The sequence below is a fragment of the Halolamina pelagica genome (genome assembly GCF_900115675.1).
GTDB classification, from domain to species: Archaea; Halobacteriota; Halobacteria; order Halobacteriales; family Haloferacaceae; genus Halolamina; species Halolamina pelagica.
On sequence record NZ_FOXI01000002.1, the window covers coordinates 26,114 to 52,067 of the forward strand.

The 25,954-nt window shown below is 64.9% G+C and carries 22 protein-coding genes, 1 tRNA gene and 3 pseudogenes; 15 read left to right on the forward strand and 11 right to left on the reverse strand.

The genetic code is table 11. The features are described 5' to 3' along the window. Window positions 1-5: 5 nt before the first annotated feature. On the reverse strand, window positions 6-188 hold the full coding sequence (locus BMZ83_RS02780; RefSeq protein WP_074875421.1) for a hypothetical protein: 183 nt from the start codon (window positions 186-188) through the stop codon (window positions 6-8). Between the two features lie 100 nt (window positions 189-288). Between BMZ83_RS02780 and BMZ83_RS02785 the strand changes: the two genes are divergently transcribed. The 7 genes from BMZ83_RS02785 to mobA all read left to right on the forward strand — a co-directional run bounded on the left by BMZ83_RS02785 (window position 289) and on the right by mobA (window position 6,996). Continuing rightward, complete coding sequence (locus tag BMZ83_RS02785) at window positions 289-1,506, forward strand: halocyanin domain-containing protein (RefSeq protein ID WP_074875423.1); 1,218 nt, start codon at window positions 289-291, stop codon at window positions 1,504-1,506. A 2-nt stretch (window positions 1,507-1,508) separates the two neighbouring features. Beyond that, window positions 1,509-2,030 carry a cupredoxin domain-containing protein gene (locus tag BMZ83_RS02790; protein WP_074875425.1) on the forward strand — a complete coding sequence of 174 codons (522 nt, stop codon included), beginning with the start codon at window positions 1,509-1,511 and terminating at the stop codon, window positions 2,028-2,030. A gap of 80 nt (window positions 2,031-2,110) precedes the next feature. Then, window positions 2,111-3,787, forward strand: a complete 1,677-nt coding sequence (locus BMZ83_RS02795) for a b(o/a)3-type cytochrome-c oxidase subunit 1 (RefSeq protein WP_074876128.1) — start codon at window positions 2,111-2,113, stop codon at window positions 3,785-3,787. Window positions 3,788-3,809: 22 nt separating this feature from the next. Next, window positions 3,810-4,409 carry a hypothetical protein gene (locus BMZ83_RS02800; protein WP_074875427.1) on the forward strand — a complete coding sequence of 200 codons (600 nt, stop codon included), beginning with the start codon at window positions 3,810-3,812 and terminating at the stop codon, window positions 4,407-4,409. 1,212 nt (window positions 4,410-5,621) lie between these two features. Then, the gene (locus BMZ83_RS16705; RefSeq protein WP_074875429.1) at window positions 5,622-5,843 is read left to right on the forward strand and encodes a 4Fe-4S ferredoxin N-terminal domain-containing protein; all 222 of its coding nucleotides are present in this window, start codon (window positions 5,622-5,624) and stop codon (window positions 5,841-5,843) included. Then, window positions 5,843-6,343 carry a molybdopterin-dependent oxidoreductase gene (locus tag BMZ83_RS02810; RefSeq protein WP_074875431.1) on the forward strand — a complete coding sequence of 167 codons (501 nt, stop codon included), beginning with the start codon at window positions 5,843-5,845 and terminating at the stop codon, window positions 6,341-6,343. The genes BMZ83_RS16705 and BMZ83_RS02810 overlap by 1 nt, the downstream gene beginning before the upstream one ends. Next, window positions 6,340-6,996 (forward strand): molybdenum cofactor guanylyltransferase, encoded by a 657-nt coding sequence (gene mobA / locus BMZ83_RS02815; RefSeq protein WP_074875433.1) that lies wholly within the window; start codon window positions 6,340-6,342, stop codon window positions 6,994-6,996. The genes BMZ83_RS02810 and mobA overlap by 4 nt, the downstream gene beginning before the upstream one ends. A 77-nt stretch (window positions 6,997-7,073) precedes the next feature. On the opposite strand, the gene BMZ83_RS02820 is transcribed toward mobA, so the two are convergent. Continuing rightward, on the reverse strand, window positions 7,074-8,912 hold the full coding sequence (locus tag BMZ83_RS02820; protein ID WP_074875435.1) for a bacterio-opsin activator domain-containing protein: 1,839 nt from the start codon (window positions 8,910-8,912) through the stop codon (window positions 7,074-7,076). A 345-nt stretch (window positions 8,913-9,257) separates the two neighbouring features. Between BMZ83_RS02820 and BMZ83_RS02825 the strand changes: the two genes are divergently transcribed. The 5 genes from BMZ83_RS02825 to BMZ83_RS02845 are packed head-to-tail and all read left to right on the forward strand — an operon-like array spanning window position 9,258 to window position 16,633. Then, window positions 9,258-10,289 carry a 4Fe-4S dicluster domain-containing protein gene (locus BMZ83_RS02825; RefSeq protein ID WP_174955727.1) on the forward strand — a complete coding sequence of 344 codons (1,032 nt, stop codon included), beginning with the start codon at window positions 9,258-9,260 and terminating at the stop codon, window positions 10,287-10,289. Window positions 10,290-10,293: 4 nt separating this feature from the next. After that, the gene (gene nrfD, locus BMZ83_RS02830; RefSeq protein ID WP_074875437.1) at window positions 10,294-11,562 is read left to right on the forward strand and encodes an NrfD/PsrC family molybdoenzyme membrane anchor subunit; all 1,269 of its coding nucleotides are present in this window, start codon (window positions 10,294-10,296) and stop codon (window positions 11,560-11,562) included. Further along, entirely contained in the window at window positions 11,562-14,819 is a 3,258-nt protein-coding gene (locus BMZ83_RS02835; protein ID WP_074875439.1) for a molybdopterin-dependent oxidoreductase, read from the forward strand. The genes nrfD and BMZ83_RS02835 overlap by 1 nt, the downstream gene beginning before the upstream one ends. A gap of 6 nt (window positions 14,820-14,825) precedes the next feature. Then, entirely contained in the window at window positions 14,826-15,557 is a 732-nt protein-coding gene (locus tag BMZ83_RS02840) for a TorD/DmsD family molecular chaperone (RefSeq protein WP_074875441.1), read from the forward strand. Beyond that, window positions 15,554-16,633, forward strand: a complete 1,080-nt coding sequence (locus BMZ83_RS02845; RefSeq protein ID WP_079990094.1) for an Mrp/NBP35 family ATP-binding protein — start codon at window positions 15,554-15,556, stop codon at window positions 16,631-16,633. The genes BMZ83_RS02840 and BMZ83_RS02845 overlap by 4 nt, the downstream gene beginning before the upstream one ends. A 45-nt stretch (window positions 16,634-16,678) precedes the next feature. Here the strand turns inward: BMZ83_RS02845 and BMZ83_RS02850 are convergent. After that, a pseudogene (locus BMZ83_RS02850) lies at window positions 16,679-17,348 on the reverse strand (zinc ribbon domain-containing protein). Between the two features lie 365 nt (window positions 17,349-17,713). On the opposite strand from BMZ83_RS02850, the gene BMZ83_RS16180 reads away from it, so the two are divergent. Beyond that, complete coding sequence (locus BMZ83_RS16180) at window positions 17,714-17,944, forward strand: hypothetical protein (RefSeq protein ID WP_143076876.1); 231 nt, start codon at window positions 17,714-17,716, stop codon at window positions 17,942-17,944. After that, a complete protein-coding gene (locus BMZ83_RS02855; protein WP_143076877.1) occupies window positions 17,941-18,282 on the forward strand; it encodes a hypothetical protein in 342 nt (113 codons plus the stop codon). The genes BMZ83_RS16180 and BMZ83_RS02855 overlap by 4 nt, the downstream gene beginning before the upstream one ends. A gap of 29 nt (window positions 18,283-18,311) precedes the next feature. Here BMZ83_RS02855 and BMZ83_RS02860 read toward each other — a convergent pair whose 3' ends face one another. From BMZ83_RS02860 to BMZ83_RS02875, 4 genes are all read right to left on the reverse strand, one after another. Next, window positions 18,312-18,701, reverse strand: coding sequence for a DUF2237 family protein (locus tag BMZ83_RS02860; RefSeq protein ID WP_074875444.1), 390 nt, complete (start codon window positions 18,699-18,701; stop codon window positions 18,312-18,314). Window positions 18,702-18,970: 269 nt separating this feature from the next. Beyond that, window positions 18,971-20,182 carry an ABC transporter permease gene (locus BMZ83_RS02865; protein ID WP_079990095.1) on the reverse strand — a complete coding sequence of 404 codons (1,212 nt, stop codon included), beginning with the start codon at window positions 20,180-20,182 and terminating at the stop codon, window positions 18,971-18,973. Further along, window positions 20,175-20,894, reverse strand: a complete 720-nt coding sequence (locus BMZ83_RS02870; protein ID WP_074875446.1) for an ABC transporter ATP-binding protein — start codon at window positions 20,892-20,894, stop codon at window positions 20,175-20,177. The genes BMZ83_RS02865 and BMZ83_RS02870 overlap by 8 nt, the downstream gene beginning before the upstream one ends. Beyond that, window positions 20,891-22,465, reverse strand: coding sequence for a CARDB domain-containing protein (locus tag BMZ83_RS02875; protein WP_074875448.1), 1,575 nt, complete (start codon window positions 22,463-22,465; stop codon window positions 20,891-20,893). Before BMZ83_RS02875 ends, BMZ83_RS02870 begins: the two co-directional genes overlap by 4 nt. Before the next feature lie 63 nt (window positions 22,466-22,528). On the opposite strand from BMZ83_RS02875, the pseudogene BMZ83_RS16185 reads away from it, so the two are divergent. Continuing rightward, window positions 22,529-22,652: pseudogene (locus tag BMZ83_RS16185) on the forward strand (IS6 family transposase); the annotation flags it as partial. A 199-nt stretch (window positions 22,653-22,851) separates the two neighbouring features. Here BMZ83_RS16185 and BMZ83_RS02880 read toward each other — a convergent pair. The 4 genes and pseudogenes from BMZ83_RS02880 to BMZ83_RS02895 all read right to left on the reverse strand — a co-directional run bounded on the left by BMZ83_RS02880 (window position 22,852) and on the right by BMZ83_RS02895 (window position 25,939). Next, on the reverse strand, window positions 22,852-23,547 hold the full coding sequence (locus BMZ83_RS02880; protein ID WP_074875450.1) for an HAD family hydrolase: 696 nt from the start codon (window positions 23,545-23,547) through the stop codon (window positions 22,852-22,854). Window positions 23,548-24,018: 471 nt separating this feature from the next. Further along, a pseudogene (locus BMZ83_RS02885) lies at window positions 24,019-24,422 on the reverse strand (ArsR/SmtB family transcription factor). A gap of 386 nt (window positions 24,423-24,808) precedes the next feature. After that, window positions 24,809-24,881: transfer RNA gene (locus BMZ83_RS02890), tRNA-Thr, on the reverse strand. 56 nt (window positions 24,882-24,937) lie between these two features. Continuing rightward, window positions 24,938-25,939 carry a class I SAM-dependent methyltransferase gene (locus BMZ83_RS02895; protein ID WP_074875452.1) on the reverse strand — a complete coding sequence of 334 codons (1,002 nt, stop codon included), beginning with the start codon at window positions 25,937-25,939 and terminating at the stop codon, window positions 24,938-24,940. Window positions 25,940-25,954 lie beyond the last annotated feature (15 nt).

A 25,954-nucleotide genomic window follows, 5' to 3' on the forward strand; every position in this document is an offset into this window, starting at 1 on the left:
ATCGCTCAGATGCCGCTTGCGTCGGGCGTCTCGTGGGGCCCGAACATCATGTACAGCCCCGCCAGGATCAGCAGCACGCACGCTGTCGACGCGAGGCCGACGACGATCCCGCCGCTGACGCCGAGTGCGTACACCCAGACCGGGATCAGCGCCGCGAGCCCGATGGCGATCAGTTTTCGTGCAGACATTGGACGCCGGTACGCGTTCCGGGATGTACTGTCCTGTGCCGATTCCTACCCCGTGGGAACTGCCGGGATCGGTTAATGGGTTGGGGGATAAGGCGGCCCCATGGCACCGAACAGGGACAGACAGCCACGGCCGACACGGCGACGGCTCCTCGCCGCCGGTGGTACGGTCGCGACGGGGGCGCTCCTCGGCGCGACTGCGCCGGCGGCTGCGCAGTCGAGCGATTTCGACGGGTGGTTCGACGACGTCGACAACTACGACGGCGTCGTCGACCGCACGGGAGAGTCCGAGGTGACCGTCGAGGTCGGCGTCGACAACGGCGGGCAGCCCTACGGGTTCGGCCCGCCGGCGGTCAGGATCGATCCGGGAGCGACTGTCGTCTGGGAGTGGACCGGCAGGGGTGGTTCGCACAACGTCGTCGCGGAGGACGGCTCCTTCGAGTCCGAGCTCGTCGGGGAAGCCGGCCACACCTTCAGTCACACCTTCGAGAGCGAGGGGACGTTCAAGTACGTCTGTATCCCCCACGAGGCGCTCGGCATGAAGGGCGCCATCGTCGTCGGCGGCGGCGGGGGCGGCGGTGTCTCCGAGCCGGACTACGACGGCTGGTTCGACGACGTCGACAACTACGAGGAGACCGTCGACGAGCGCGGGAACTCGGAAGTCACCGTCGAGGTCGGCGTCGACAACGGCGGGCAGCCCTACGGGTTCGGCCCGCCGGCGGTCCGGATCGACCCGGGGACCACGGTCGTCTGGGAGTGGACCGGCAGGGGTGGTTCGCACAACGTCGTCGCGGAGGACGGCTCCTTCGAGTCCGAGCTCGTCGGGGAAGCCGGCCACACCTTCAGCCACACCTTCGAGAACGAGGGCACGTACAAGTACGTCTGTATCCCCCACGAGGCGCTCGGCATGAAGGGCGCCATCGTCGTCGGCAACATCAGCGGCGGTGGCGGCGACGGCGGCGACGGCGGTCAGGAGACACCGGCGGAAGGGGAGACGGGCGGCGGCAGCTTGATCCCCGTCCCCTCGGACTTCGTCGGCTGGTTCGCGCTCGTGATCGGCGGCAGTCTCGGGGTCGCGGTGACCACCGTCCTCGGGGCCGAGTCCTACGCGGCCTACCGCGACCACGCGGCCTCCGAACAGGCGTACGTCGGCGAGCAGGCCACCGAGGCGGTCGAGCAGGAGCCGGTCGAGGAGATCGACGGTGACTACGACCCGCTGGGGACGGCGGCGCTCGTCGCGGGGTACTTCGTCCTGATCGTACTGCTGTGGGTGTTCATGTACTTCGTCGAGTTCATCGGCGGTCCCACGATCACTGGCTAACTATGCACGTTCATCGATTCGAGAGACTCTGGTTCGGCGTATCGCTCGTCCTGATCGTCGCGTTCATCGGGACCATCATCTACGGTGCGGTCGGTCCCGGGATCGCGATGGTCGACGACAGCGGCGGTACCGTCGAGCCGTCGGTCATCGCCGACGGCAACTACGAGCAGACGAACAACTTCCGGGAACCCGGCGTCTACGACACCGAGGACGGCGTCGAAGTGTACGTCATCGCGCGACAGTACTTCTTCCAGCCGGGGACCACGGAGCCGATCCGAGTGCCGGCGGGCGAGCCGATATCGTTCCACGTCACCTCGCCCGACGTGACACACGGGTTCAACCTCGCGGGGACGAACGTGAACACGATGGTGATCCCCGGACAGGTCGCGGAGTTCTCCGTCACGTTCGAGGAGACGGGCGAACACGGCATCGTCTGCCACGAGTACTGCGGCAGCGGCCACCACACGATGGAGGGGCAGGTCGTCGTCGTCGAGCAGTCGGAGTTCGAGGGAGGTGAGAACTGATGGCTACTGAACACGGCACCGAGACGGGGTTCGAGACCGAGCAGGAGTACGTCGAAACCGAGGACGGGACGCGCCGCCGACTGGCGTTCGTCGACCGGTTCCCCGAGGCGGCCCGGACCGCCCGGATCTGCCTGTGGATCGCCTTCGCGGCCTTCGGCGTCGGCGCGCTGTTCGGGCTGATTCAGGCACTGCACCGGACGAACACGCTGCGGATCATCCCGTCGTCGGACTACTACACGATCCTGACGGGGCACGGCGTGCTGCTGGCGCTGGTGTTCACCACGTTCGGGATCGCGGGGCTGTTCCACTGGGCGAACACCCGCAGCCTCGGCGTCTCGCCGACGAGTCGGCGGCTGACGCAGGGCTGGCTCTGGACGATGTCGATCGGTACCCTGCTCGCCGCGGGGACGATCGTCGGCGGGCTGTTCGACTGGATCCCGGCGAGCGCGGACGTGTTGTACACGTTCTACGCGCCGCTCGAGGCCCACCCGCTGTTCTACATCGGCGCCGCGTTGCTGATCGTCGGCTCGTGGGGCGCGGGACTCGACTGGTTCCTGCAGTACCGTGAGTGGCGCTCGCACAACCCCGACGCCCGCATCCCGCTGCAGTCGTTCATGGTGATGACGACGATGCTGATGTGGTACCTCTCCTCCGCGGGGGTGGCCATCGAGGTGGTGTTCTTCCTCATCCCGTGGTCGCTCGGGCTGATCAGCCAGGTCGACCCGCTGCTGACCCGGACGCTGTTCTGGTACTTCGGCCACCCGGTGGTGTACTTCTGGCTGCTGCCGGCGTACGTTGTCTGGTACACCGTCCTGCCGAAGCTCGCGGGCGGCCGGCTGTTCAGTGACCCGCTCGCGCGAGTGACGTTCGTGCTGTTCCTGTTGCTGTCGACGCCGGTCGGGTTCCACCACCAGTACACCGACCCCGGGATCGCCTCGGGCTACAAGTTGGTCGCGATGACCAACACGTTCTTCCTGCTGTTGCCGTCGCTGTTGACGCTGTTCACCGTCGTCGCGAGCATGGAACACGGGGCGCGCCAGCAGGGGGCGAAGGGGTACCTCGCGTGGCTCAAGGACCTCCCGTGGGAGCGCCCCGAGTTCTCCGGCGTCGCGCTCGCGGGGATCATGTTCGCCGCCGGCGGGTTCTCCGGGATGATCAACGCCGGGATGAACATCAACTACCTCATCCACAACACCATCTGGGTGCCCGGCCACTTCCACCTCACCGTGGGGACGGCGTACGCGCTGACGCTGATGGCCATCGCCTACTGGCTGGTGCCCCAGCTCACCGGGAAGCGCCTGCAGTTCCGCGGGATGGCGGCGATCCAGCCGTTCGTCTGGTTCGTCGGGATGGTGCTGATGTCGAACGCGATGCACCGCGGCGGCCTCGCCGGGATCCCCCGGCGGACCGCCGAACCCCAGTACGACCAGGTCACCTTCGACGCCGTCGTCGGGACGGTCGGCGAGATGCGGATCCAGATCGCCATCGGCGGCACGCTGCTGTTCGTCGGCGCGATGATGTTCCTCGCCGTGATGGCCGGTACTTGGGCGCTCGGCAAGCCCAACAGCCAACTCCGTGTCAACGGCTCGATCCCCGAGCCGCTCTCCGGCGCCGAGGAGTCGCCGCGCGTGCTCGACAACCTGAAGCTCTGGACCGCGATCGCGATCGCGCTGGTGCTGCTGGCCTACGGCATCCCGCTGTACGACATGGTCGCCGACGGGATCCTCTGGCCCGGTAGCGTCCCGTTCCCGGAGTAGCGGCGCTCCCTCTCCGCCCTCTATGAGTGATTCCCCACCGGACACCGACGAACCGACTGATCCCGACGAGCCCACAGCGCCGCCGGCCGACGACGAGGAGATCGACCGGCGCCGACTGATCCGCTGGATCGCCCTGATCGCCTTCGGCATCCCCGTCGTCGTCGAAGTGCTGACGTTCGCCAACATCATCGACGCCGAACTGCTCGGTGGCGACGACGATGACCCGACCGAGACGGGCACGGCGACGCCGACGGACCGGCCGGACGCGGTCGGGGTCGGCGACGAACTGCTGCCCGAGACCGCGGCTAGCGAGACGATCACCACGTCGGAGATCCGTGCGGAGGAGTCGTCCCGGACGTACGTCTTCGGCGTCGAGGTGGAGAACGACACCGACGCCACGGTCGAAATCCGGACGCGACACGTACGTCTGCGCGACGGGGAGCGTATCGACGGCGTCTCGAGTACGGGCTCGATCGAACCCGGTAGCTCGGGGACGCTGACGGCGGCGTGGCAGATCCCCGAGGGGTCGATGCCCGGCGCCGTCGAGGTGGTGGCGCTCCGGGACGGGGGCCGCGTGTTCGAGGACTACGTGACGGTGGAGCGGCCGCCGATCGTCGGGTGAGCCGGCGGCGTCGCCTACCGAGGGAAGAAGGACTCCGGGCGTGGCGGGCTCGAGATCGTCTACGAGGATGACGGCGGTCCCGGGAAGGCACCGAGACGATCTACTTCGCCCCGTCGGAAACGACGCGGGAACTCCGTGCCGAGCGAGGCATCCTCAGCGACATCGTCGCCCACGAGATCCCCGAGCCAGCGGTCCGACTCGTGGTCGAGGACAGCTTCGGCAGAAGCGTCCAGGACTTCATCAACAACCCGACGAAGAGAGTAGGCAGAACAGTTCGAGTACACCGCCAGAGCCTTCAAACAGGTCATGGACCACCAGGGCTGGGACGAACCACTCAGGGTCAGCGGAACCCTGGAGGACCCGACATACGAACACCTTGCAAGAGACGAATTCGACCAGATAATGGACCAGCGAGGAAGCTCAAGTACTTCAACGGGCTTCTTCTCGATCAGTTGAAGATGATCTCTGCGGATGCTTGAGGCGGCGGTCTCGTCCCATAGCAGTAGGAATATAAAAACAAACAGGCTCCATTCACACACCTACTTACCGGCTGTTTCACTCTAGACCCGGGTGAGAACCCGCTTCGATGTTGTAGATGGATTCGGTAGTAAGCCAAACATTTGCCCTTGTATCAAACCCCTAACTCCACATGGATCGGAGGCAAATACTGGCCTCCATCGGACCTGGTCTAATTCTCATGACGGCGGGATGTTCCTCGACAAACACTCCGACACCTGAACCAGCTCAAATCGAAGTAGCCAATAATGAACTACAGAATGACCCAATCGTAAGAGGGGACCACGTCACAATCGATGTGACTGTCCGAAACACAGGCGGAGTCACCGGAGCCATCGATACAGAAATCCAAGGCTATACTGAACCTATCCCTGGATTCCCAGAGATCAAGGGGGAGGTGCCGCCCGGAGAAAAACATTCAGAACATCTTGTTCGAATGAACGGGCGTCATAGTCGATAGAACTGCCTCCTCGGTTTCGACCGCTAGGACTCTCGCCCGCGCCGGGATCAGCGTCGAGGCGTCACTCAGACGACGGGGGATCTCAGGATCCCAAACAGTATTGGTACCCGAACGATACCCCGAACGCCTCGTCGTATCTGTCCCCAACAGTATTGGACGTACGCTCAACAACCGGGATCGCGTATCCCTACGTGTATGTTGACAATCGCTGCAGGTGTGAAAGGAGGTGCTTAGCCGTGAGTAGTACCGACGAATGGCCTCTCGGTATCCCCGACATCGGAACGAATGAGTTGAACACGAGGGTTGATGCGGAGCTGACAAATCCGCAAGAGGGACTCGAAAAGACCGACGACGACACGGAGCTGGGGCTCGAGATAACCGAGGACCCACAACGGGTCTCGCGCGGTGAATTGTCGGACGACGAGGCGGCGACTGAGGTCGTGCGAGGTGACGCCTGATGGATGGCGGTATCGTCTTTGACGGTGACGGCCCCAACGAGCTTGCGGACGCGCCGACGAGCTTTGTCATCGCCAGCGACGGTGAGCAGCGTGCGGTTGACGCCGCCGCCTGCGCCGACCGGTCGACCGTCACCCGCGAGTACACGATCCGCTGTGCGACCGGCGAGCGGACGACCGCCACCTGGACCGGCATCCCGGTGACCGACCTGCTGAATATCGTTGACGCCCCGGCGGAGACGACGCACTTCCGGGTCGAAAGCGAAGACGGCTACGCCATCTGTGTCCCGGTCGCCGATGCACTCGACGGGGTCGTCGCGTTCGAACGCGACGGCGAACAGCTCCGGGAGACGCGGCCGTACGGTCTGCGGTTCCTGGCCGGCGATATCGACGGCGAGCGACTGGTGAAAGGGATCCACCGGGTCGACCTGCTCAGCCTCCCGGCGGATGCTGATCCGGACCGGTACGAAACAGTGACCCTCGACAACCCCGAGTACGAATGAGCGACGAGCACAACCAGAACGGTCGCGACTGTCGGGCCGTGTCGGTCACGCCCATCGTGCTCGCTGGCGGCGGGAGTGAGCGCTTCGGGCCCGTGCCGAAATCGCTGGCGACGGTCCAAGATCAGCCGATGATCGCTCGCATCGTCGACGCGGTGCATGCCGCGACCGGTCGGACGCCGGTCGTCGCCGTCGGGGATCCGGAGAAGCAGTCCGTCGTCGACCCGGCCCTCTCGTCGTCAGTCCGCTATCGGTACGATGTCGAGTGGGGACGCGGCCCGCTCGCGGGGATCGCGGGAGCGATCGGTGCGGTCGAGACGGACCCCGTGTTCGTCTGCGGATGTGATATGCCGCAACTCGATCCCTGCGCGGTCGAGTGGCTCGTCGGCGAATACGCAAGCCGACCCGGCGCCGCGATCATCCCGGCGAACCACGCCGGCCACCACCCCTTGCACGCAGTGTACGACTGTCGGGCGCTGGAACGGTACTGTTCGCAGCAACCTTCCGACCTCCGCCTCCAGCGGCTCGTGTCCGAACTCGATGCGACGGTCGTGCAGGACCAAGACGCCCCCGACCGTGTCCCGCTGACCCGTTCGGTCTCGAACACGAACACGCAGGCCGAACTGTGTGCCGTGCGAACGCGGATCAGCGACTGACATCGTTTCTCACTTGTCAGTGATAAGCCACAACAGCAAACCGGCGAGTATGAACCAGCGTAGCGACGTTCACTCAACTAAGTGGCTACGGTTCCGTCGAACAGTGCCTCGAAGAGTTTCTTTTCCGCTGCCCGAAGGTGCTGGGTAAACGTCGTCTGTGAGATATCCATCATCGACGCGACTTCCTCTCCGCTGTGCTCACGGGGCCAATCGAAGAACCCTGCAAAATGGGCGGTCCGGACTGCCTCTCGTTGTCGCTCCGTCAACGCGGCTGTAAGCTGTTTTCGGAAGGCGGCTTCAGTCTGTACCTCCCGCTCGTGCTCTCGCTGTGCGATCAGCGTCAACCCATCGTAGGTCGTCCGAAGCGCGTTGACAACACTTCGAATATCGTTCGAACTAGCTACCTGTGCAACCAGATGCCCAGTGGTTCCAGTAATCGAAAACGACTCGATGCTTACTCCGTACTGCGCTAACGTCGTGACGATCGACGGCTCGTCGACCGATAACCGGTAAAGCGCCCTGTCTTCGTACGTGTGAACGTGCTGTACGGTACTGATAGCCTCGGTATCGGCCGCGTACTCGGTGACGACATCCGGCTCAGGCTGGGTGATGGTAACGTACTGGATTCGGTTCTCGTTCCCGTCGTCGACGACGTCCTCTACTGTGACCGTACAATCGAGCTGTGCTGCCATCGTTGCAAGCGGTTCGTCGACTGCTGTCAACCGGAACTCCAATTCGGTTACGCTGTCGGAGATGAGTGTTTGCTTGCTCTCGACGGCGCTGATGGCGTCTGCGATCGTTTGACCGAGTTCGATGAACACGTCCCGTTCGATGAGGTCGAACGCGTGGGGGTCGCTGGTGACGACGCCGAGGACGCCATACTCCGCCTCGTGGTAGGTGAGCGGAACGACGACACACCGTTGTTTGTCGACTGTCTCCAATTGATCGGCCTCAACGTCGGTAAACACTGGACTCTGTTCCTCTAGTGCCTGCTCGACCGGTGTCGGATCCGCCTTACACATCTCTTCGACATGGTTCTCGAGCGACCCCATATCGCTGCCGGCCCAAGAGTTCGGGCTAACCGTGCCGTCGACGAGTCCTTGACTACCGATCCAAGCCACATCGAAGAGGTCCGACGAAGCGAACTGCTCACAGACGGCAGCCTCGATCTCCTCGCGTGTCGAGGCGGCGACAAGTTCGCGGTTGATATCGCGAAGCACTTGATTAGTGTTGTTCAGTACCGTCAATCGCTTGTTCTGGTCCTCGATACGCATTTCGTGCTCCTTTCGTTCGGTGATATCGCGCTCGATCGCGACGTAGCGATTCACCTCTCCGTCCTCGGTGATCGGAGCGATCGTCGCGTCTATCCAGAGTAATTCTCCCGATTTCCGGCGGTTCGTCAGTTCGCCTTCCCAGACTGACCCTGACGTGATTTGTCCCCAGAGGTCCGCATAAAAATCGTCGCCGTGTTTCCCGGATTGCCAGAGCCGAGGATTCTCTCCGATCACCTCGTCCCGCTCGTACCCAGTGACCGACTCGACAGCCGGGTTTGCGTACTCGATCGTGCCGTCGGAGTCGGTGATAAAAATCGCGTGACCGGCGTGTTCGATCGCCTTCCGAAAGCTCTGGAGGCGCTCGTTTACCGTCCGAAGCTCCGTCTTGAGGGCGTCTTCGTCGCTGACGTACTCTGAGAGGTAGTACACTGTCAGCAACGTGAGCGCGCTTACAACGAGGCCGGGAAGCTCTTCAAGCCCAGTGCTCGCCGTCTGTACGGTGAGCAGTTGTCGAAGCGTCATAAAGGCAAACAGTAGCATCAGGAAGCCGAAGCGGCGATCGCGGGTGCGAGCGAGTAGTAGAATCGAATAACCGACGCCTAGCAGTCGCAGTCCGATCGAGAGGGCAATAATCCAGTTCATACGGTCCGTGTCTGCCTCCGACAGCTGAGGGACCCTCGGCCGCGGGGCAGTCGTCGACTTCGACTCGACCAGGTCATAGTCGAAGGTAACTGGTCTCTTTGAATAATCCCTGTGGTCGGTGTTTCGCTTGAGACGCGCCCCGATTTCCCCCCAACCGAGCCCGACCCAAACAGTATTGGTACCCGAAATATGGGGTATCTCTCCGGGTTCGGCCCGGTTCAGAGTATATTGGTATCACCCTCTCCACGGGGGACCACGTACGAATACGTGTATGAACTCCAGGACTAACCGACCGACGTGGGAGCAAGTGGTCGTCGACGAGACGATCGGTGACGGGTGGTGGCGATGAGCACCACAGACGACGACACGCTTCCCGGTATTCCGAACGTCGGGAAAGCTGATCTCGACGCGATGGTCGAGAACGAGCGACCCGATCCACGAGAGGAGCTCGCAGACGTCGAGGCGGACACGGATCTCGGCGTCGCGATGGCCGAGGACGCACAGCGCGTCGCACGCGGTGAACTCACCGGCGACCAGTACTGGGAAAAGTACGATGAAGCCGCGGCCGACGAGTTCGGCGAGGCGTATCAGGAGACGCCGAACCCCGCGGTTGACGCCGGCGACCAGACTGTCTCGACGGGGACGGCCGAGTCGTTGAGCTGTGCGGTCGGTTCGATGGACACCGTTGCGGCGGAGTCCGCGCAGGTTGAAGGGGAGGAGCCCGACGGTGGGATCGGCGCGGGCGACGAGAAGTGGGGGATGGTGATCGACCTCCAGAAATGCGTCGGCTGTGACTCGTGTACGGTCGCGTGTAAGTCCGAAAACCGGACGCCACCCGGCGTTTCGTACAACGTCGTGATGGAAGAAGAACACGGCGAGTTCCCGAACGTCACGCGGACGAACGTGCCTCGGCCGTGTATGCAGTGCGATAACCCGCCTTGTGTACAGGTGTGTCCGGTCTCGGCGACGTACAAGATGGACGACGGCGTGGTCAACATCGACTACGACCGGTGTATCGGTTGTCGATACTGCATCATTGCTTGCCCGTACGGCGCGCGGTACTTCGACTTCGGCGAAAACTACGACGACGAGGTCGACGAGGCCGGCGAACTGACCAGCCCCGAGTACGGCGTCGACCGCGGACCGCGCGAGGAGGGAAAATCGCCGATCGGCAACGTTCGCAAGTGCAGTTTCTGCACCCATCGGTTAGAGCGCGGCGAAGAGCCGGCGTGCGTCGAGACGTGCGTCGGCGACGCCCGGAACATGGGCGACCTCGAGAACCCCGACAGCGACGTCGCACAGATGGCCGATTCGTCACGCGCGTTCCAACTGAAAGAAGACGAAGGGACTGACCCCAACGTCTACTACCTCAAATAGACCGATGTCGACACAGAGTTCACGGTTCGAGTTCGATCCGGGGTTCGAAGACGACCGGCTACGCGTCGCCTGGTACGCGGTCGTCGGCGTACTCGTCGCTGTCGGCGCCTACGCGACGTATCTCAGGATCACGGGGGGGATGGCAACCACGAACCTCACGAGTATCGTCCCGTGGGGGGCGTGGGTCGCCTTCTACATCTACTTCGTCGGCCTCTCCGCCGGTGCGTTCCTCGTGAGTACGATGGCCAACGTCTTCGAGGTCGAGGGGATGCACAGGATCGATCGCGACGCGCTGTTTGCGGCCATCATCAGCATGGCGGTGGCGCTGCTGTTCGTCTGGATCGACCTCGGACGGATGGACCGGATGTACTTCCCGTTTATCTGGCGCCAACTGACCTCCGCACTCTCGTGGGAAGTGCACGCCTACGTGGCCTATATCGGGATTCTGGTCACGGAGCTGTATTTCTCGATGCGGATCGACCTCGCACGGATCGCCGAGCGCACCTCGGGACTTCGACAGACGTTCTACACGGCGCTCGCGCTCGGCCGACTGGACACGAGCGAGGGGTCCCGGTCGTTCGACCAGCGCTGGCTCAAGCGGGCCGGCATCGTCGGGATCCCATTGGCGATCTTCATGGTCCACGGCGGGACCGGCGTGCTGTTCGCCGTCTCGAAGGCCCGTCCGTACTGGAACAGCGGGCTGTTCCCGGTTATCTTCGTCATCTCGGCGCTGCTCAGCGGGACCGCGCTCGTGATGGTGGTCTACGTGCTTCGGACCCGGCTGTTCGACGGCGACTCGGTCGACCCGGACCTGCTGGATCGACTCGCACAGCTGTTGATCGGCTTCATTATCGTCGACGCCGCCCTGACCGCCATCGAGACGTTCATCGCGATCGCCAGCGTCCACCCTCACGAGATCGAGACCTGGCAGGTCATCATGTACGGCCCGATGTCGTGGTCGTTCTGGTGGTTCATGGTTGGATTCAGCTGGGTATTCCCGATGGTCTTGCTGACCAAGAAAGCGTGGCGGCGCACGCCGTCGGTGATGGTACTCGCCGGACTGAGCGTCGTCATCGGGATCATCGCGGTTCGGTTCAATATCGTCGTCCCGGCACAGATCATGCCGGTGATGGAGGGGCTCCCCCACGGGGCGTACTTCCCGACGCTGGTCGAGTGGGGGACGAGTATCGGTATGATCGGTGTCGGCCTGCTGTTGTACACGCTCGGTGCGGAGACGCTGCCGTTGACGCCACTTACCGGAGGTGACCACTAATGAGTGCTGATGATTCAGGCGAGGACGGCGCAGGCGTATCGCGTCGTGACTTCGTCAAAGCGGCCGGGAGTATCGGAGTCATCGCGGCGGCGAGCAACGCCGCGGTTGACGTTGACCTCGACGACCTGTGGACCGACGACGAGCAGCACTACGTCGGGGACGACTACGGGGAGTACGGTGCGAGCGACGTGATCCACACCACCTGTGGACAGTGTAACACGTTCTGTCCGATCAAGGTCCAGCTCGCGGACGGGAGCGGTACCGGCGAGTACAGCTCGCTCGTCCGGAAGCTCGCCGGGAACCCGTACTCGTTCCTCAACACGCAGCCGTTCTCACAGGTGCCCTACGAGAGCGATCCGGCGGACGTGGCGATGGGCGACGTCGAGGGGAGCGGCGACGTTGACACCGACCGCTGGTCGCTCTCGGGCGGCCGGATATGCCTGAAAGGGCAGGCAGGGATCCAGACGGCCTTCGACAGCTACCGTGTCCGCCAACCGATGAAACGGGTCGGTCCGCGCGGCTCGGGCGAGTGGAAGACCGTCTCGTGGGACCAGGTGATTCGAGACATCGTCGAGGGCGACGACGACCTCGGCCACCCCGGACTCAAGGACATCCGGGGATACGCCCCACAGGAGACGGTGATGAGCGACTGGGAGGCCGTCCAGAACGGCGAGCTGTCCAAGTCGGCGTTCGACGAGAAGTACGCCGACGACCTCATCGACACCGACCACCCCGACCTCGGCCCGAAGACCAACCAGATCGTCGATATCGGCGGGTTCCGCCGGAACTTCATCCGGAACCGGCTCTGGCACCAAGGGTTGGGATCGATAAACAGCATCCACCACGCCGGAACCTGCGGCGTCTCGAGCGTGATGGGCAACGTGCGCTCGCACGCCGCCCAAAAGAAGCGGCAGTACCCCGACATCGAGAACTGCGAGTACCTCATCGTCTGGGGGACCAACCCGATGGTCGCCAACAAGGGGCCGACGTGGCTCGCCCCGAAGCTGACGAACGCCATCGAGGACGGGATGCGGATGGATGTGGTCGACCCGCGCCTGTCGAAGACTGCCGAGAAGGCCGACACGTGGGTCCCCGTCGAACCCGGCGCGGACGGAGCGCTGGCGCTCGGGATGGCGCGGTGGATCATCGAGAACGGCCGCCACGACCTGACGTACCTCCAGAACCCCTCACAGTCGGCCGCGAGCGACGACGACGAGCCCACCTGGAGCGACGCGTCGCACCTCGTCCTCGTCGACGAGGAGGCGGGGCCGAAGGCGCGAGCTAGCGATCTCGGGCTCGTTCCGGAGGACGCCGACGCCGCGGACGACTTCGTCGCCGTCGACGCCGCGACGGGCGAGCCGCGCCCCGCGAGCGAGGTCGACACGGCGGTTCTCGACGTCGACGTGACCATCGACGGAACGGCGGTTCGAAGCGTCTGGAGCCAGTACCGCGAGCGCGTCTTCGAACACACGATCGAGGAGTACGCCGAGATGGCCGGCGTGTCGGCCGAAAAGATCGCCGAGATCGCCGACGAGTTCACCAGTCACGGCAAGCAGGCGGCGATCATGGCCTACCGCGGCCCGGCGAAACACACCAACGGGTTCTACAACACGCGGGCGATCGCCACCCTGCAACACCTCATCGGGAACTACGACTGGAAGGGCGGCCAGATCACGCCATACGCGGGCTACGACACCATGTCCGGGCGATACGAGCTCGGATCGGTCCCGGACGGGCGCTCCCCGTGGGGGATCCCCCTGCTCCGCGGCGGCGTCAACTACGAGGACACCTCGCTGTTCGACCGCGACGACGGCTACCCGGCGAAGCGGCCGTGGTTCCCCGTCGCGCCGCCGCAGGCGACCCAAGAGCTCTACGGTAGCGCCGCCGACGAGTACCCGTACGGCGTCGAGGCGCTGTTCATCCGGCCGTACTCGAACAATCACGTGATGGCGATTGCCGGCGGCGACGAGATCCCGGCGATCCTCAAAGACACCGACACGATCCCGCTGATCGTCGCCTCGGACACGGTCATCGGCGAGACGAGCCAGTACGCCGACTACATCCTGCCCGAGCCGACCTACCTCGAACGATGGGAGAACTTCGGGACGTACCCGAACAAGCGGCTGGCCGACGAGAAGATCAGCCAGCCAGCCGTCTCTGTCGTTCCCAACGCGCGTCCGTTCGAAGACGTGCTCATCGAGCTGTGGTCGGAGCTGGACCTGCCGGGCGTCGGCAAGGACGCCATCCCCGACGCGGACGGCGACCTGTGGCCCCTCGAACAGGCGGAAGACTTCTACCTGAAGCTCGCGGCGAACATCGCGTACAGTCGCGATCCCGTCGCGGACGCGAGCGAGGACGAACTGCGGGTGTTCCGCGAGAGCCACGAGAACGGCCTCGGCGATCAGTTCGCCCTCGATCGCTGGCGGGCGGCCGTCACCGACGAGGAATGGCCGAAGGTCGTCACGGTGTTGAACCGGGGCGGCCGCTTCGAGGAGCCGACCGAGGGCTACGACGAAGCGTTCGCAGAGCACGGTCACGGGTACGACTACGCCGAGCGCGGAGACGACTCGAACGCCTACGACGGCGAGCACATGCGGTACAAGCTCGAGTCGCGGGTCGACTTCTACAGCGAGGTCGTCCCGAACGGGAAACACTCCTTTACCGGCGAGCGGTTCGACCCGCTTCCGAAGGTCGACGACGTCGAGCACTACGACGGGACCGTTCAGGCCGCGGTGAGCGGCGACGACAACCGAGAGCGCCCGCTCCGGCTGATCAACTGGAAGCCGCGGACGCAGGGGATGCACCGTACCCAGAACAGCCCGTGGCTCCGCGAGACGCGCCCGGAGAACCCCGTGTGGATCAACCCCCACGACGCCGAGGAGCGCGGGATCGAGAACGGGGACGACATCGTCCTCGATGCAGGACGCAAGAGCGTCGACGCGGTTGCGATGGTCACGAGCGGTATCCGCCCCGGCGTCGTCGGTTCGATGTGGGGATGGGGTCGGACGGGAGACGGTGCGACGGCCGAGACGATCGACGGCGAAACGCGGCCGGCGGTCGAGGCCGACGGACACAGCGACTACCAGTTCGACGAGCCGATGACCGAGGAGGCCGGGTACGCGAAGGGGCGCGACGCCGGCTTTGCGATCAATCACGTCCAGCCGTTAGATGAGGAGCTCGGCGATACCGGACTCTCGGACCTTGTTGGTGGAAGCAACGCGCAGTACGACGCCTTCGTCGACGTGGAGCTGAGGTGATCAGAGATGCCCACGCACACAGACGACGACCGCGACGAGGTGGCGGTGGCGACGGCCCGGGCACGGCTGTACGGGCTGTTAGCTGCGACCTTCGACGGCGAGGCCGAGACGACCGCTGCCGCGCTCGATCGAGGGGTCTTCGCGGCCGTTGCCGAGGTATTCCCGATCGACATCGAGACGGCTGACCTACGTGGCGACGACTACGACGCTGACTCGCTGGCCATCGGCTACGACAACCTGTTCGTCGTTCCTGGGACCCACTACGTCCCGCCGTTCGCGTCCGCTCACGCGATCGATCCGAGCGAGGCGTTCGAGTCGGACTCCAGGTATCACACCGCCGGGGAGGCCGGCGAACTCCTCGGCGATCCAGCCGCCGATATGGCACAGCTGTACGCCGCCGCCGAGTTTACGCCGGAGCGCGGCGACGACATCCCCGACCACATCGCTGCATGCTTCGAGTTCATGCGTGCGCTCTGCGAGCGAGAGGCGGCTCTCCTCGAAAACGACGGAACTGAAGCGGACCTCGACGCAGTCCGCGGGCTTCAGGCCCAGATGCTCTCCCGCCTGGGTTGGATCGACCGGTTCGAAGAGGCCGTTGCGAGCAGCGACACGGTCGAAGGCGTCTTCGCCGCAATCGCTCGTCTCACACGGACGTTCACCGCATGGGACGCGCAAGAAGCCGTACAGACTGATCTGCAGCCGTCCGAAACCACATCCGCAGACCTACCCGACCAATGACAACCACAGATATCTCAGACGCCGACCTCCGTGATCGCCTCCGCGCCGTCGACGACCCGGCGCTCGATACAGACATCGTCACTGCCGGACTCGTCAACGAGATCACCGTCAACGACGGAACCGCCGCCATCGAGCTCGCACTCGGTGCGCCGCACGCTCCGGACGAGTCCGCCATCGCGGAGCGCGTCCGTGAGGTTGCCGACGAAGCGGGGATCGACGTCGAGCTCTCGGCGAACGTGCCGCTGTTCGATTCCGCCGAGTCGTCGGTTCTGCCCGGCGTCAAGAACGTGATTGCCGTCGCCTCCGGAAAGGGCGGCGTCGGCAAAAGCACCGTCGCCGTCAACCTCGCCGCCGGCCTCGCCGATCGCGGGGCGAACGTCGGGCTGTTCGACGCTGACGTGTACGGGCCGAACGTCCCGCAGATGCTCGGCACCGACACCGATCCCGACGTGAGGACCGTCGACGGCGAAGACCGAATCGAACCGCCCACCGCCCACGGGCTCAAGCTGATGAGCGTCGGACTGATGATCGAGGAGGACGACCCGGTCGTCTGGCGCGGTCCGGTCGCACAGGACACACTCACCGACCTGTTTGGCGACGTTTCGTGGGGAACGCTCGACTACCTCGTCGTGGATCTCCCGCCTGGGACTGGGGATGTCCAGCTGACGGTGCTACAGCACTTACCCGTCACGGGGACTGTCGTGGTCACGACACCGCAGTCCGTCGCCGTCGGCGACACCCGTCGGGGTATCGAGATGTTCGGTGAGTACCAGACCAACGTGTTGGGTGTCGTCGAAAACATGAGCGGCTTCGTCTGCCCTACTTGCGGAGACGCCCACGAGATCTTCGGTGAAGACGGTGGCCGATCGCTGGCCGGCGAAGTCGACGTCCCCTACCTCGGCTCGCTTCCGCTGGATCCAGCGGTTCGTGCCGGCGCCGACGACGGCGAGCCGATCGTTCGTCAGGACGACGCGAAGTCCGCGGAAGCATTCCAGGACTTAGCGGCGAGGGTCGCGAACAAAGTCGGCGTGCTGCGACGCCATCAACGCCAGACTACTACCGTCGGTGATAATTGACATCCTCCTCCGGCTAAAGCCGGATGAATCCCGAGCGTTGGGATATTAGGGTTTGCAGTCTCCCTGTTCTCTCGGTGTGAACCGTCCGCTCTCGCGGTCGAACAGGAAGACCCCGGGCTGTGCCAGACAGCCGTTACTCATATCCCTTGTCGGGGGACTCTGAGGTATCTTTCTCCGAATGTTCACCGCACCGTTCACGTCTGCGTTCATCGTCGTCTCGCACGACGAACAGACGTACAGACCACGTTCCACGCGGTTGCTGCCCCGAATCTGCCCGCAACACGAACACGTCTTCGACGTGTTCTCCTCATCAACACGGTCAACGAGGATGCCGTGTTCCTCGGCCTTGTATTCGAGGAGACGGGCGAATCGGTCGAACTCCCATCCGTGGAGTTTCTTGTTCCCCGACCCACCCCAGTTCCGCGAATCGCCGTTCTCATCCTCGCGGATGTCGCCAAGGTCGCCAACTGCGATCTTCTCCACACCTTCTTGGACACACCGCTCAACGATGTGTTCTGTAGCGTTCGTGGTCTTTCAACTCCGATTTCAGTTCGGATTCGGCGGGTATCTCACCGTCGCCGTCCCACCGTTGTTGGATGTAGTAGCGCCCGACGTTCCACAGTTTGGATGCAGAGAACCCACACTGGTCGAGATCATCACGAACCTGCGAGTGGTTCGTGATGCGAGCGACGTAAGTGCGGGTCGTCTCCAGCATCGTTCTGTGTTTCATAATCAGTTATGAGTTGAAATCAACGACCGGGCGTTGAATATCCGGCTGGAGTGCCGTCGGTGGGGTGCCTGTCAGAGTGTCGGATTCATCTCGTGCCTAAAGGCGCGGATATTCTCCTCGCTCTTTATAATACCACGAATCCAACTGCCGACCCGAACCGGTGAATTGTCTTCATACCCGACGATGTGGTCCGTTCCCTGATGAATCAGTAGGAAAGAGCCGGTGAACTGGTTGCGGACGATACTCACGACTGTGTTGACCGATCTGACCTGATCGCTACGCCGGGGTTCGGTGCCTGGCCGGTTCGCTTCGCCGGCGCACGGTGCGGCCTCGGCGACAAGGACCAAGGGTTGCTCGACCGGTACGGGATCGCGTGTGGCGCTCGAGTCCGCGAGGATGCTCGCGACCGCTGGCTCTCTCGGCACGAATACGTCGACTGGTGGGTCGGAGTCAACGACACCACGATCCACGACATGCCCGAGAAGCCACAGTTCAGGGAGTTCTACAGCGACTGGTTCCTGCTCGACGCCGATCGCGACCCACGACCGGGCGCTCGAACTAGTGGAGGGCGGCCCCCGTGACCGGGCACGCGCAGTCGCGCTCGCGGAGCTCGATATCGACGCCGAGGCTGTCGCCCGCCGAAAGCGCCGGCTGGCGTGCATCGAGCGGCCTCGGCAGGCTCGGGATGCGCTTCCCGGCGTGTCGTCGGCGAGCCGCCGAAGGCTGTCACGCGGCGCCGGACACGAAGGACAGGCTGCTCGAACGCCACGCCCTCGCCGGCCTCGAAGCGATCTCCGAGGCGTCGCCCCGGCTCGTCCAACCGTACCTCGAGGCGATCCGACGCCGCCGGCCGGCCGACTCGTCGACGACGGCGGCCATCACCAACACGATCGTCGAGCGGCAGGAGGCGACACGCTGATGACGGTGGGTTCGGACCGTACGCATTGCTCAGTCGTCGTACGCGTGGGTTTCGAGTGTCGCTAACTCGACCGAGTCGAGGACGGCCTCGTTGGTCGCTTCGAGCACCACCGGCGGGACCGTCGTCTCCGGCAGCCGTTCCTGTCGCGTCGCCTCCAGGGCCTCGATCCAGCGACCGAGACAGAGACACCATCGATCCCCCGGCTCGAGCCCCGGGAACCCCATCGACGGGCGCGGGGTGACGAGGTCGTTCCCACGGCGCTTGCTGAACGTGAGGAACGCCTCGGTCATCACCGCACAGAGTTCGTGCCGGCCACGATCGCCCGGATGCGTGCCACAGCAGCCGTCGCGCTCGAAGCCGGTGGTCGGGTCGGTGCTGCAGGTCGCCAGTTCCCCGCCGCGGACGTTCCGTTCGGTCATACGCTCGGTCGCCGCCGCGGACGCAAAAAGACGGGTGGCTTGGCAGCCGCCTCCAACGCCTGCCCGAGGTCGTCGCCGGCTGAGTCTCCCGTTGGGAGCCTGTTCGCAGTCGACAAATAAGGATGACGCCGGTGGCTTCTCGTGGGCTCGCGAGAACGCAGGTGACCGCCAGTTACCGACCGCCCGGCCGGAGCCGTGGCTGCGCTGTTCGCACGTCAGTATACGAGAGCCGTGCCGAGCGAACTGCGGACGACCCAGGGAGTGCGCACTCATCCCCGGAGCGACTCCACCGGCGGCTCCCACGCCGCGCGGTAGGCGGGGTAGAGTCCACCGACGAGCGCGATCAGCACCCCGAAGCCGAACGCGCCGAGGGCGACGAGCCCGTTGGTCGGCACGAACACCGCCGACAGGGGGAGCCGGGTGTGCAGCGCGATCCCGACGACGACGGCTGCACCGAGAACGCTCCCCAGCGCGCCGCCGCCGACGCCGAGCAGCGTCGCCTCCACGAGCAGCGTCCGCAACACCTCGTTGCGGTGGATCCCAACCGCTCGGAGCACCCCGATCTCGCCGCGGCGCTCGGAGACCGTCATCAGCATGACGTTGAAAATCGAGACGCCGGCGACGACCAGCGAGATGCCCGCCACCGCGAGCAGGAACCCGTTGAGCAGCGCGAAGAACTCCGTGATCCGGGAGAGCACGCTCGTCAGCGAGAGCACCGACACCCGCTCCTCCCGGGTGTTCAGCCGCTCGCGGACGCCGTCGGCGATCGCCCGCGCGTCGTCGGCGGAGTTGGCCTGCACCACCACCTGCGAGTAGCTGTCGGCGACGAACTCCCCGGGCGGGAGCACGACCGCCGAGCCGGGTCGGATCGGCGAGAACGTCCCCTCGGAGTCGATGATGGCGACGACCCGGTAGCGGTTCCCCTCGATCTCGACGGTCGAGCCGACCCGTGCACCCAGCCCCTCCGCGAGTTCGTCGCCGACGACGGCGCCCTGACGGAGGTACTCGGGGACGCCGTCGACGCCGAACAGGGCGGCGGGCTGGGTCGTCCCGTAGAGTTGGGCGAAGGACTGCCCGTCCGGCCCGGCGACGCTCGCCCCGCCGGACTTCAGCGGGACGACCGTCCCGCGGCCGGCGGCCGCCTGCCGGATTCCCCCGAGTTCGCGGGCACCGAGCCCGTCGCCGCCGTCGGCGGGGCTGACGATCACCTGATTGCCGAGCCCGCCGAGTTCGGCCAGCGCGGCGGTCTGGAGGGCGGTCCCCAACATCCCCAGCGTGACGACGGCGAACACGCCGATGACGATGCCGAGCGTCGCCAGGCCAGCTCGCAGTCGCTGTCGGGAGAGGTTCCGGAGCGCGAGCGATGCGGCCGGGAACCGCCGGGCCAGCCGGTCTCCGAGGGCGGGATCGGCCGCCGCTGTCGGCTCGGTCTCCGGGACGCGGACGCCGGGATCGTCCCCCGACTGGTCGGTCTCAGTCATGGAGCTTCCCGTCGATCAGTTCGACGGTGCGGTCGGCGTACTCCCCGACGAGTTCGTCGTGGGTGACCGCGACCACGCCGACGCCGCCGTCGGCGATAGTGTTGATCTCGCCCAGTACGGCCTCGCCGGTGTCCCGGTCGAGGTTCCCGGTCGGCTCGTCGGCGAGCAACACGTCGGGCTCGTTGATCAGCGAGCGGGCGATCGCGACGCGCTGTTTCTGCCCGCCCGAGAGCTCGTCGGGCGTGTGTCGTAGCCGATCGCCGAGCCCGACCCGCGTGAGCAGGTCGACCGCGCGGTCGGTGTAGTCGGCGTCGAGAAAGCGCGTCGGCAGCCGGACGTTCTCGACGGCCGACAGCGTCGGGATCAGGTGGAAGTCCTGGAAGACGAAGCCAACGCGCTCGCGGCGCACGTCGGTCCGCTCGGCCGCCGAGAGGCCGGCTACCGGCTCGCCGAGCAGTTCGACGCTACCGGTTGTCGGGTCGTCGAGCAGCCCGAGCATGTTCAGCATCGTCGATTTCCCCGAACCCGAGGGGCCCATGACCGCCGTGACCTCGCCGCGTTCGACGGTGAAACTCACGTCCTCGAGTGCGGTGACGGTGCCGCCGCCCCCGGCGTACTGTTTGGTGACGCCGTCGAGCCTGAGCGGAGGTGGATCGCCGTCGGGTGCCGTGGCGTGGGCTGCCCCGCCTGCGGCCTCGCGGTCGCCGCTCATCGGTACCGCCTGGCGCTGAAGACGATCAGCGGGACGGTGACCACCACTCCGAGGGCGACGCCGACGACGGTCCCGCCGAGCCCGCCGAGGAGGCCGCTCCCGTTCCGGCCGGTGTCAGCCGGCAGCACCACGTCGACGGTCGTCGTCCGGCGCTCCCCGGCGGTCGTGTAGGTGACCTCGACGGGGACGCTCGTCGCGTTCGCGGCGTCGACCCGCGCGGTCAGTTCGAACGGTGCGAACTCGCTGGGGCCGACGGTGCCGAGGAACTGGTCCCGGCTGGGATACGCCGGGGCGACGTACTCGCTCTCGGCGACCCCGAGGACGACACCGCTCACTTCGCCGTCGCCGACGTTGCCGAGGTTGCCCGACAGCCGCAGCCGGTCGCCGTCGAGGCTGACGTTCAACCCCGTGACCGACACCGCGCCCGTCTCCCGGTCGAGCGCGTACTGTCGGGTCACCTCGCGCTTCTCGGCGTCGAGTTCGTAGCTGACCGCGAACTCGACTGACGCGGCCCCGATACCCGAGAGATCGACTGTCACGCTCTCGGCGTCACCGGGGGCGATAGCGTCGGCGAGGGCGATCCGACCCAGTTCCGCCGCCGCGCTTCCGTTGGGGAGTCGGGGGACGAGCACCGCGTTCTCGATCGGCGCGTTGCCGAAGTTCGTCACCGTCACGCTCACCGCACCCGCCTGCTGCCCGCCGTCGTCGCTCCCGCTGTCGGACTGGAGCGTGTTGCCGCCGCCGAGCGCGCCCGCGAGGCCGGCGATCCCGCCGGCGCCACCGCCGTCAGCCGCCGCCGCGCCATCGGCGCTTGCCCGCTCGACGCGGACGCCCACGTCGTCGGACAGTGTCGCGACGTCGACGGAGCGCTCCCAGCGCTCCGTCACCTGCGTCCCGACGGCGGTCGTATACGTGACTTCGACCGCGAGGTCGCGCTCGCCGTCGGTGTCGGCCCGGAGGCTGAAGTTCAGCGTCTCGCTCCCCCCGGCGGCGAGGGTGGGGATCGTCCGCCGGGTCCGGTCGCCGTCGACGCCTGCGACGGCGACGGAGATGTTCCGGAGGGCGGCAGTGGTGGGGTTCGCGACTGTCACGCTGGCAGCGGAGTCGACGCCGGCGACGAGCCCGTCGAGGTCGGTCTCGACCTGTGGCGCGCCGGACTCGACGACGACCGACAGCGGCCGGCGGACGGTCGTGCGCTCGTCGTCGGCGTCGGAGACGGTCGCGAGAACGGTGAGGTTCCGCGCGCCCGGATCGGGGAAGCGGACGGTCACGGGGACCGAGAGCGTCTCACCGGGCGAGAGCGAGCCGAGATCCGTCGCCGTGCCGAGGCTCTCGCCGTCGCCATCAACGATCTCGACGCGTTCGAGTGTCGCTGCGGAGGCGCTGCCGGCCGAGAGCCGGACCGTCGCGGAGACGGTCGTCGGGGCGCCAGCCGTGGGCGTCCCCGACGAGACGGTCGCATCGGTGATCGTCACACGGTTGTCGGGGATCGTCCCGGCGGTCAGTCCGGGCATCCCGGCGAGCACGAGGAGGATGGCCATCACGAGGGCGGCGCCGCGGGCACGAGCCATTGATTACCCCGAGTAGGGGATGGAGGCTTATGAGTTCTTCCCGCGCGTGCGCGAATACTTGGAAAGAAAATTCTCCGACTAATCGGCGGAGAACGCTCGCATCAAGCGATCCGCCAGTGGGGGAACCGAGTTGCTGATAGCGTCGGCGCCGCCGACGGCCGAGCCGTCTCGGGTCGCGGTTGGCGAGAAATAGATTGAGGTCGATGCGGAGAGCGGTTCTACACTGTGATTGACACAGAGGACATAGTGAGAATACGACTCAGAAAGGCAGTACAGACCAGTTAGAAGGTCACTGTCCGTTCGTGACGCACTCCCGACAGGTAAATCGTCGTTCCCGGTTTCCATCCTCGTCGCGTCCTCTACTTGTAGGATTCTTCACGACCGCATCACAAGATACTAGATGCGGACCCTTTCGTCCCCGGGAGAGACAGAAGACTGTCAAGAGACTTGATGTGATGCGTCGCGGAATATTGTTCACTCTCGTTGGCGTCGGCGATCAGTACGGAGTCGATCCCGGCAGCAGTTGCACCAGCGACATCAGTTTCTGGTGAATCACCGACGTGTATCGTGGACGGGGGGGTTGCGTTGAGCGATTGCATCGCTCGTTCGAACGGTTCTGGGTCAGGTTTCGGCGGGACTTCGTGACTCGCAACGATGATTTCATCAACCCACTGTGTGAGGTTCACAGCGTCGATTTTCTGCTGTTGCGCATCCGGGGCTCCGTTGGTCACAATACCGATTCGGTACTCTCGACTGAGTTCGCTCAACACGTCCTCTACAGCGGGGAGTAACTCAATTCGCGTCTGATCACGCTCCTTACTGAACGCGTCCGCAACAGCTCGGCCCCGGTGTCGTTCGTACCCGTTCGCCGCAGCGAGTGCTGCGAAACATTCGGACCGAAGTTCATCCATCGAATCACACTTCTCCGCGAACTCGTCGTAGCGAGCATAATACTCCTCAACCGAGAATAGTGGTTCGCTCCCTATCGTATCGAACGCCACCTGTAACACGTCTCCGGGGGATCTCTCGTACTCCACTAACGTATTATCGAGGTCAAAGAGGACCGCCTCGATCTGCGTCATACTGTCATTCACTGGATGAGTCTATTTGAACCCTGTTGTATTGGGACTGAACACGGCATTATTCATCGTTTGGAGAGCGCGAATCACTGATGTGGAGCAAGAAGTATCTCTAATACGTTACAGCGAGCGAGGCCTGCGCGAAGGTCGTTCTTATCGTCAGGGCAGCCTATAACTGAAAATAAAACTACAAATAGCGGATCAATTATTCCCATTGTTACTCTGGTCTGTGTTTATCAGCCTCCGGTAAAGTTTTCCAACGACGTATACGCCCTCTGAACCTGGTTCCAGTCCCTTATACAGTGATCCCGCTACGTATCACATCCATATGGCCGGTATTCGGTACCCCCTACCTGACCCCTTTTGGAAATATACCTCCACGGAGGGTTCGCAACCTAACCGCAGCGGCTGTTTTACCGGAGATCGTGTCTGTCCAATAGAGTTGCAGCAGAACCGAAAATATCGAGACGGACGCTAGCTGTCACTCGTACTGTCGTACATTTCTTCGAACTCCTGTTCGCCCCGGACGAGTTCGTCGACGCCGTCGGTAAGCGTTACTTCGCCGTACACGGTTGCCCGGTAGTACGTGTCGAGGCCGTCCCGTCCCCGTTCGGTCCGTTGGCGCTTTTCGATCAGGCCGAGGTCGACGAGTTCGTGGAGGTGGTCGTGGAGGGTGCTGTCGTCGACGTCTATCGCAGCTTCCAGCTCTGCGGACTCGTTTCGCCAGTGTGGACGAGCCGGTAGAGGATTCCGTACCGAGTCCGGTGGCCGACGGCGGCGTACATAGCCAAGTACTCGTCGAGGCTGAGGACACTATCCGGTGGGAGGAGGTCCTCTGGGAGGTCGCCGCCGACCGAATGGGTCGGATTGGTCGCCATCGTGTGAGACGATACGGGTGAGAGACTCTTAGATGTCCTCAAGCCGAGAACCCGCGCCCCGCGCGTCGCGTGTGCGGTCAGATCATCGTCGACGGCGGCCTGAACGCGCTTCCATAGATCGGGATGGTGCTCGCGATACCGAGCGAGGTGGTAGCCGCAGTACGCGATGTCGCCGCCGACGGAGTGCCACGGAACGCGGTAGACAGCATCTTCGTCACAGGCTCCCACTCCATAGGAAACGGCGGGATCGACGGGCCCGACATCTGCCTCGAGGAAGGATCGCGCCGCGGCGTTGAACTGCGGGAAGCGACCGCGGCTCGTACGGCCACCTCCGGGTAGCAATGCGACTCCCCGTTTCGACGAACGGCTTTGAACAAAGAGTAGAGAGCCGGAGGAGGGATTTGAACCCTCGACCTATTCCTTACGAAGGAATCGCTCTGCCAGCTGAGCTACCCCGGCGCGTCTACCCCCACGTACCGGCAACGCGGACATAAGGGTTCCGAAACCCGGCGCAGTCAGTCGATCCGGTCCAGCCGCGCGTCCAGACAGACGTTCAGTTCGTGGGGGGCGTACGACCGAACGACGCGCTCCTCAAGCACCGTCACTGCGTACTCGTCGCCGGCCGCATCCTCGAGCGCCGTCGTCGCCCGCTCGAAGGGATCGTCCTCGTGCTGGATGTCGTAGAGGTGGACGACACACGACTCCCCGGCGAACGCCACCGCGGCGTCGGCGAACTCCGCGGCGGTGTGGGGGAGGTTCATCACCAGCCGATCCGCCCAGTCGGCGTACTCGTCGGTCAGCGCCCGTACGTCGCCGACGCGGGTGGTGATGCGGTCGGCGACGCCGTTGCGCTCGGCGTTCTCCTCGAGGTACGCGATGGCGTCGGGGTTGATGTCGCAGGCCACCACCTCGGCGCCCGCGCTGGCCATGGGGACGGCGTACGGCCCGACGCCGGCGAACATGTCCAGCGCGTGCTCGCCGGGGGCGACCTGCTCGACGACGCGGTTGCGCTCGGTGGCGAGTCGCGGGGAGAAGTACACCTCGTCGACGTCGACGAGGAACTCGTGGCCGTACTCCCGGTGGACCGTCTCGGTCGGCGATCGGTCGCCGTCCTCGTCGGCCAGCACCTCCCAGTCACGGACGCGGGTCTCGCCTTTCACCTTCGAGTCACGGTTGAGCACGCTCCGGACCGGGATGTCCGACTCGACGACGGCCTCGGCGATCTCGTCGGCGCGCTCGGGGTCGTCCTCGTCGACGAGTACCACGTCCCCCAGTCGCTCGTACGTCGGTTCGTAGCCGAGCAGGTCCGCGGGCGTGCGCTGTGGTGTGCGTGCGGGCACGTCCCGCGGGGTGACCAGCAGGTCCTCGGGAACCGCGTCGGGGTCCGTCACGGGGATGTACAGGTTGCCGTCCGCGACCTCGATGCCGAACTCCCGGTCGATCAGGTCGGCTTCGGCGAGACGCTGTCGGGTCGCCTCGCCCGACTCGCGGGCGACGACGACGCAGGGCCGATCCATACCCGACCTCGGCGC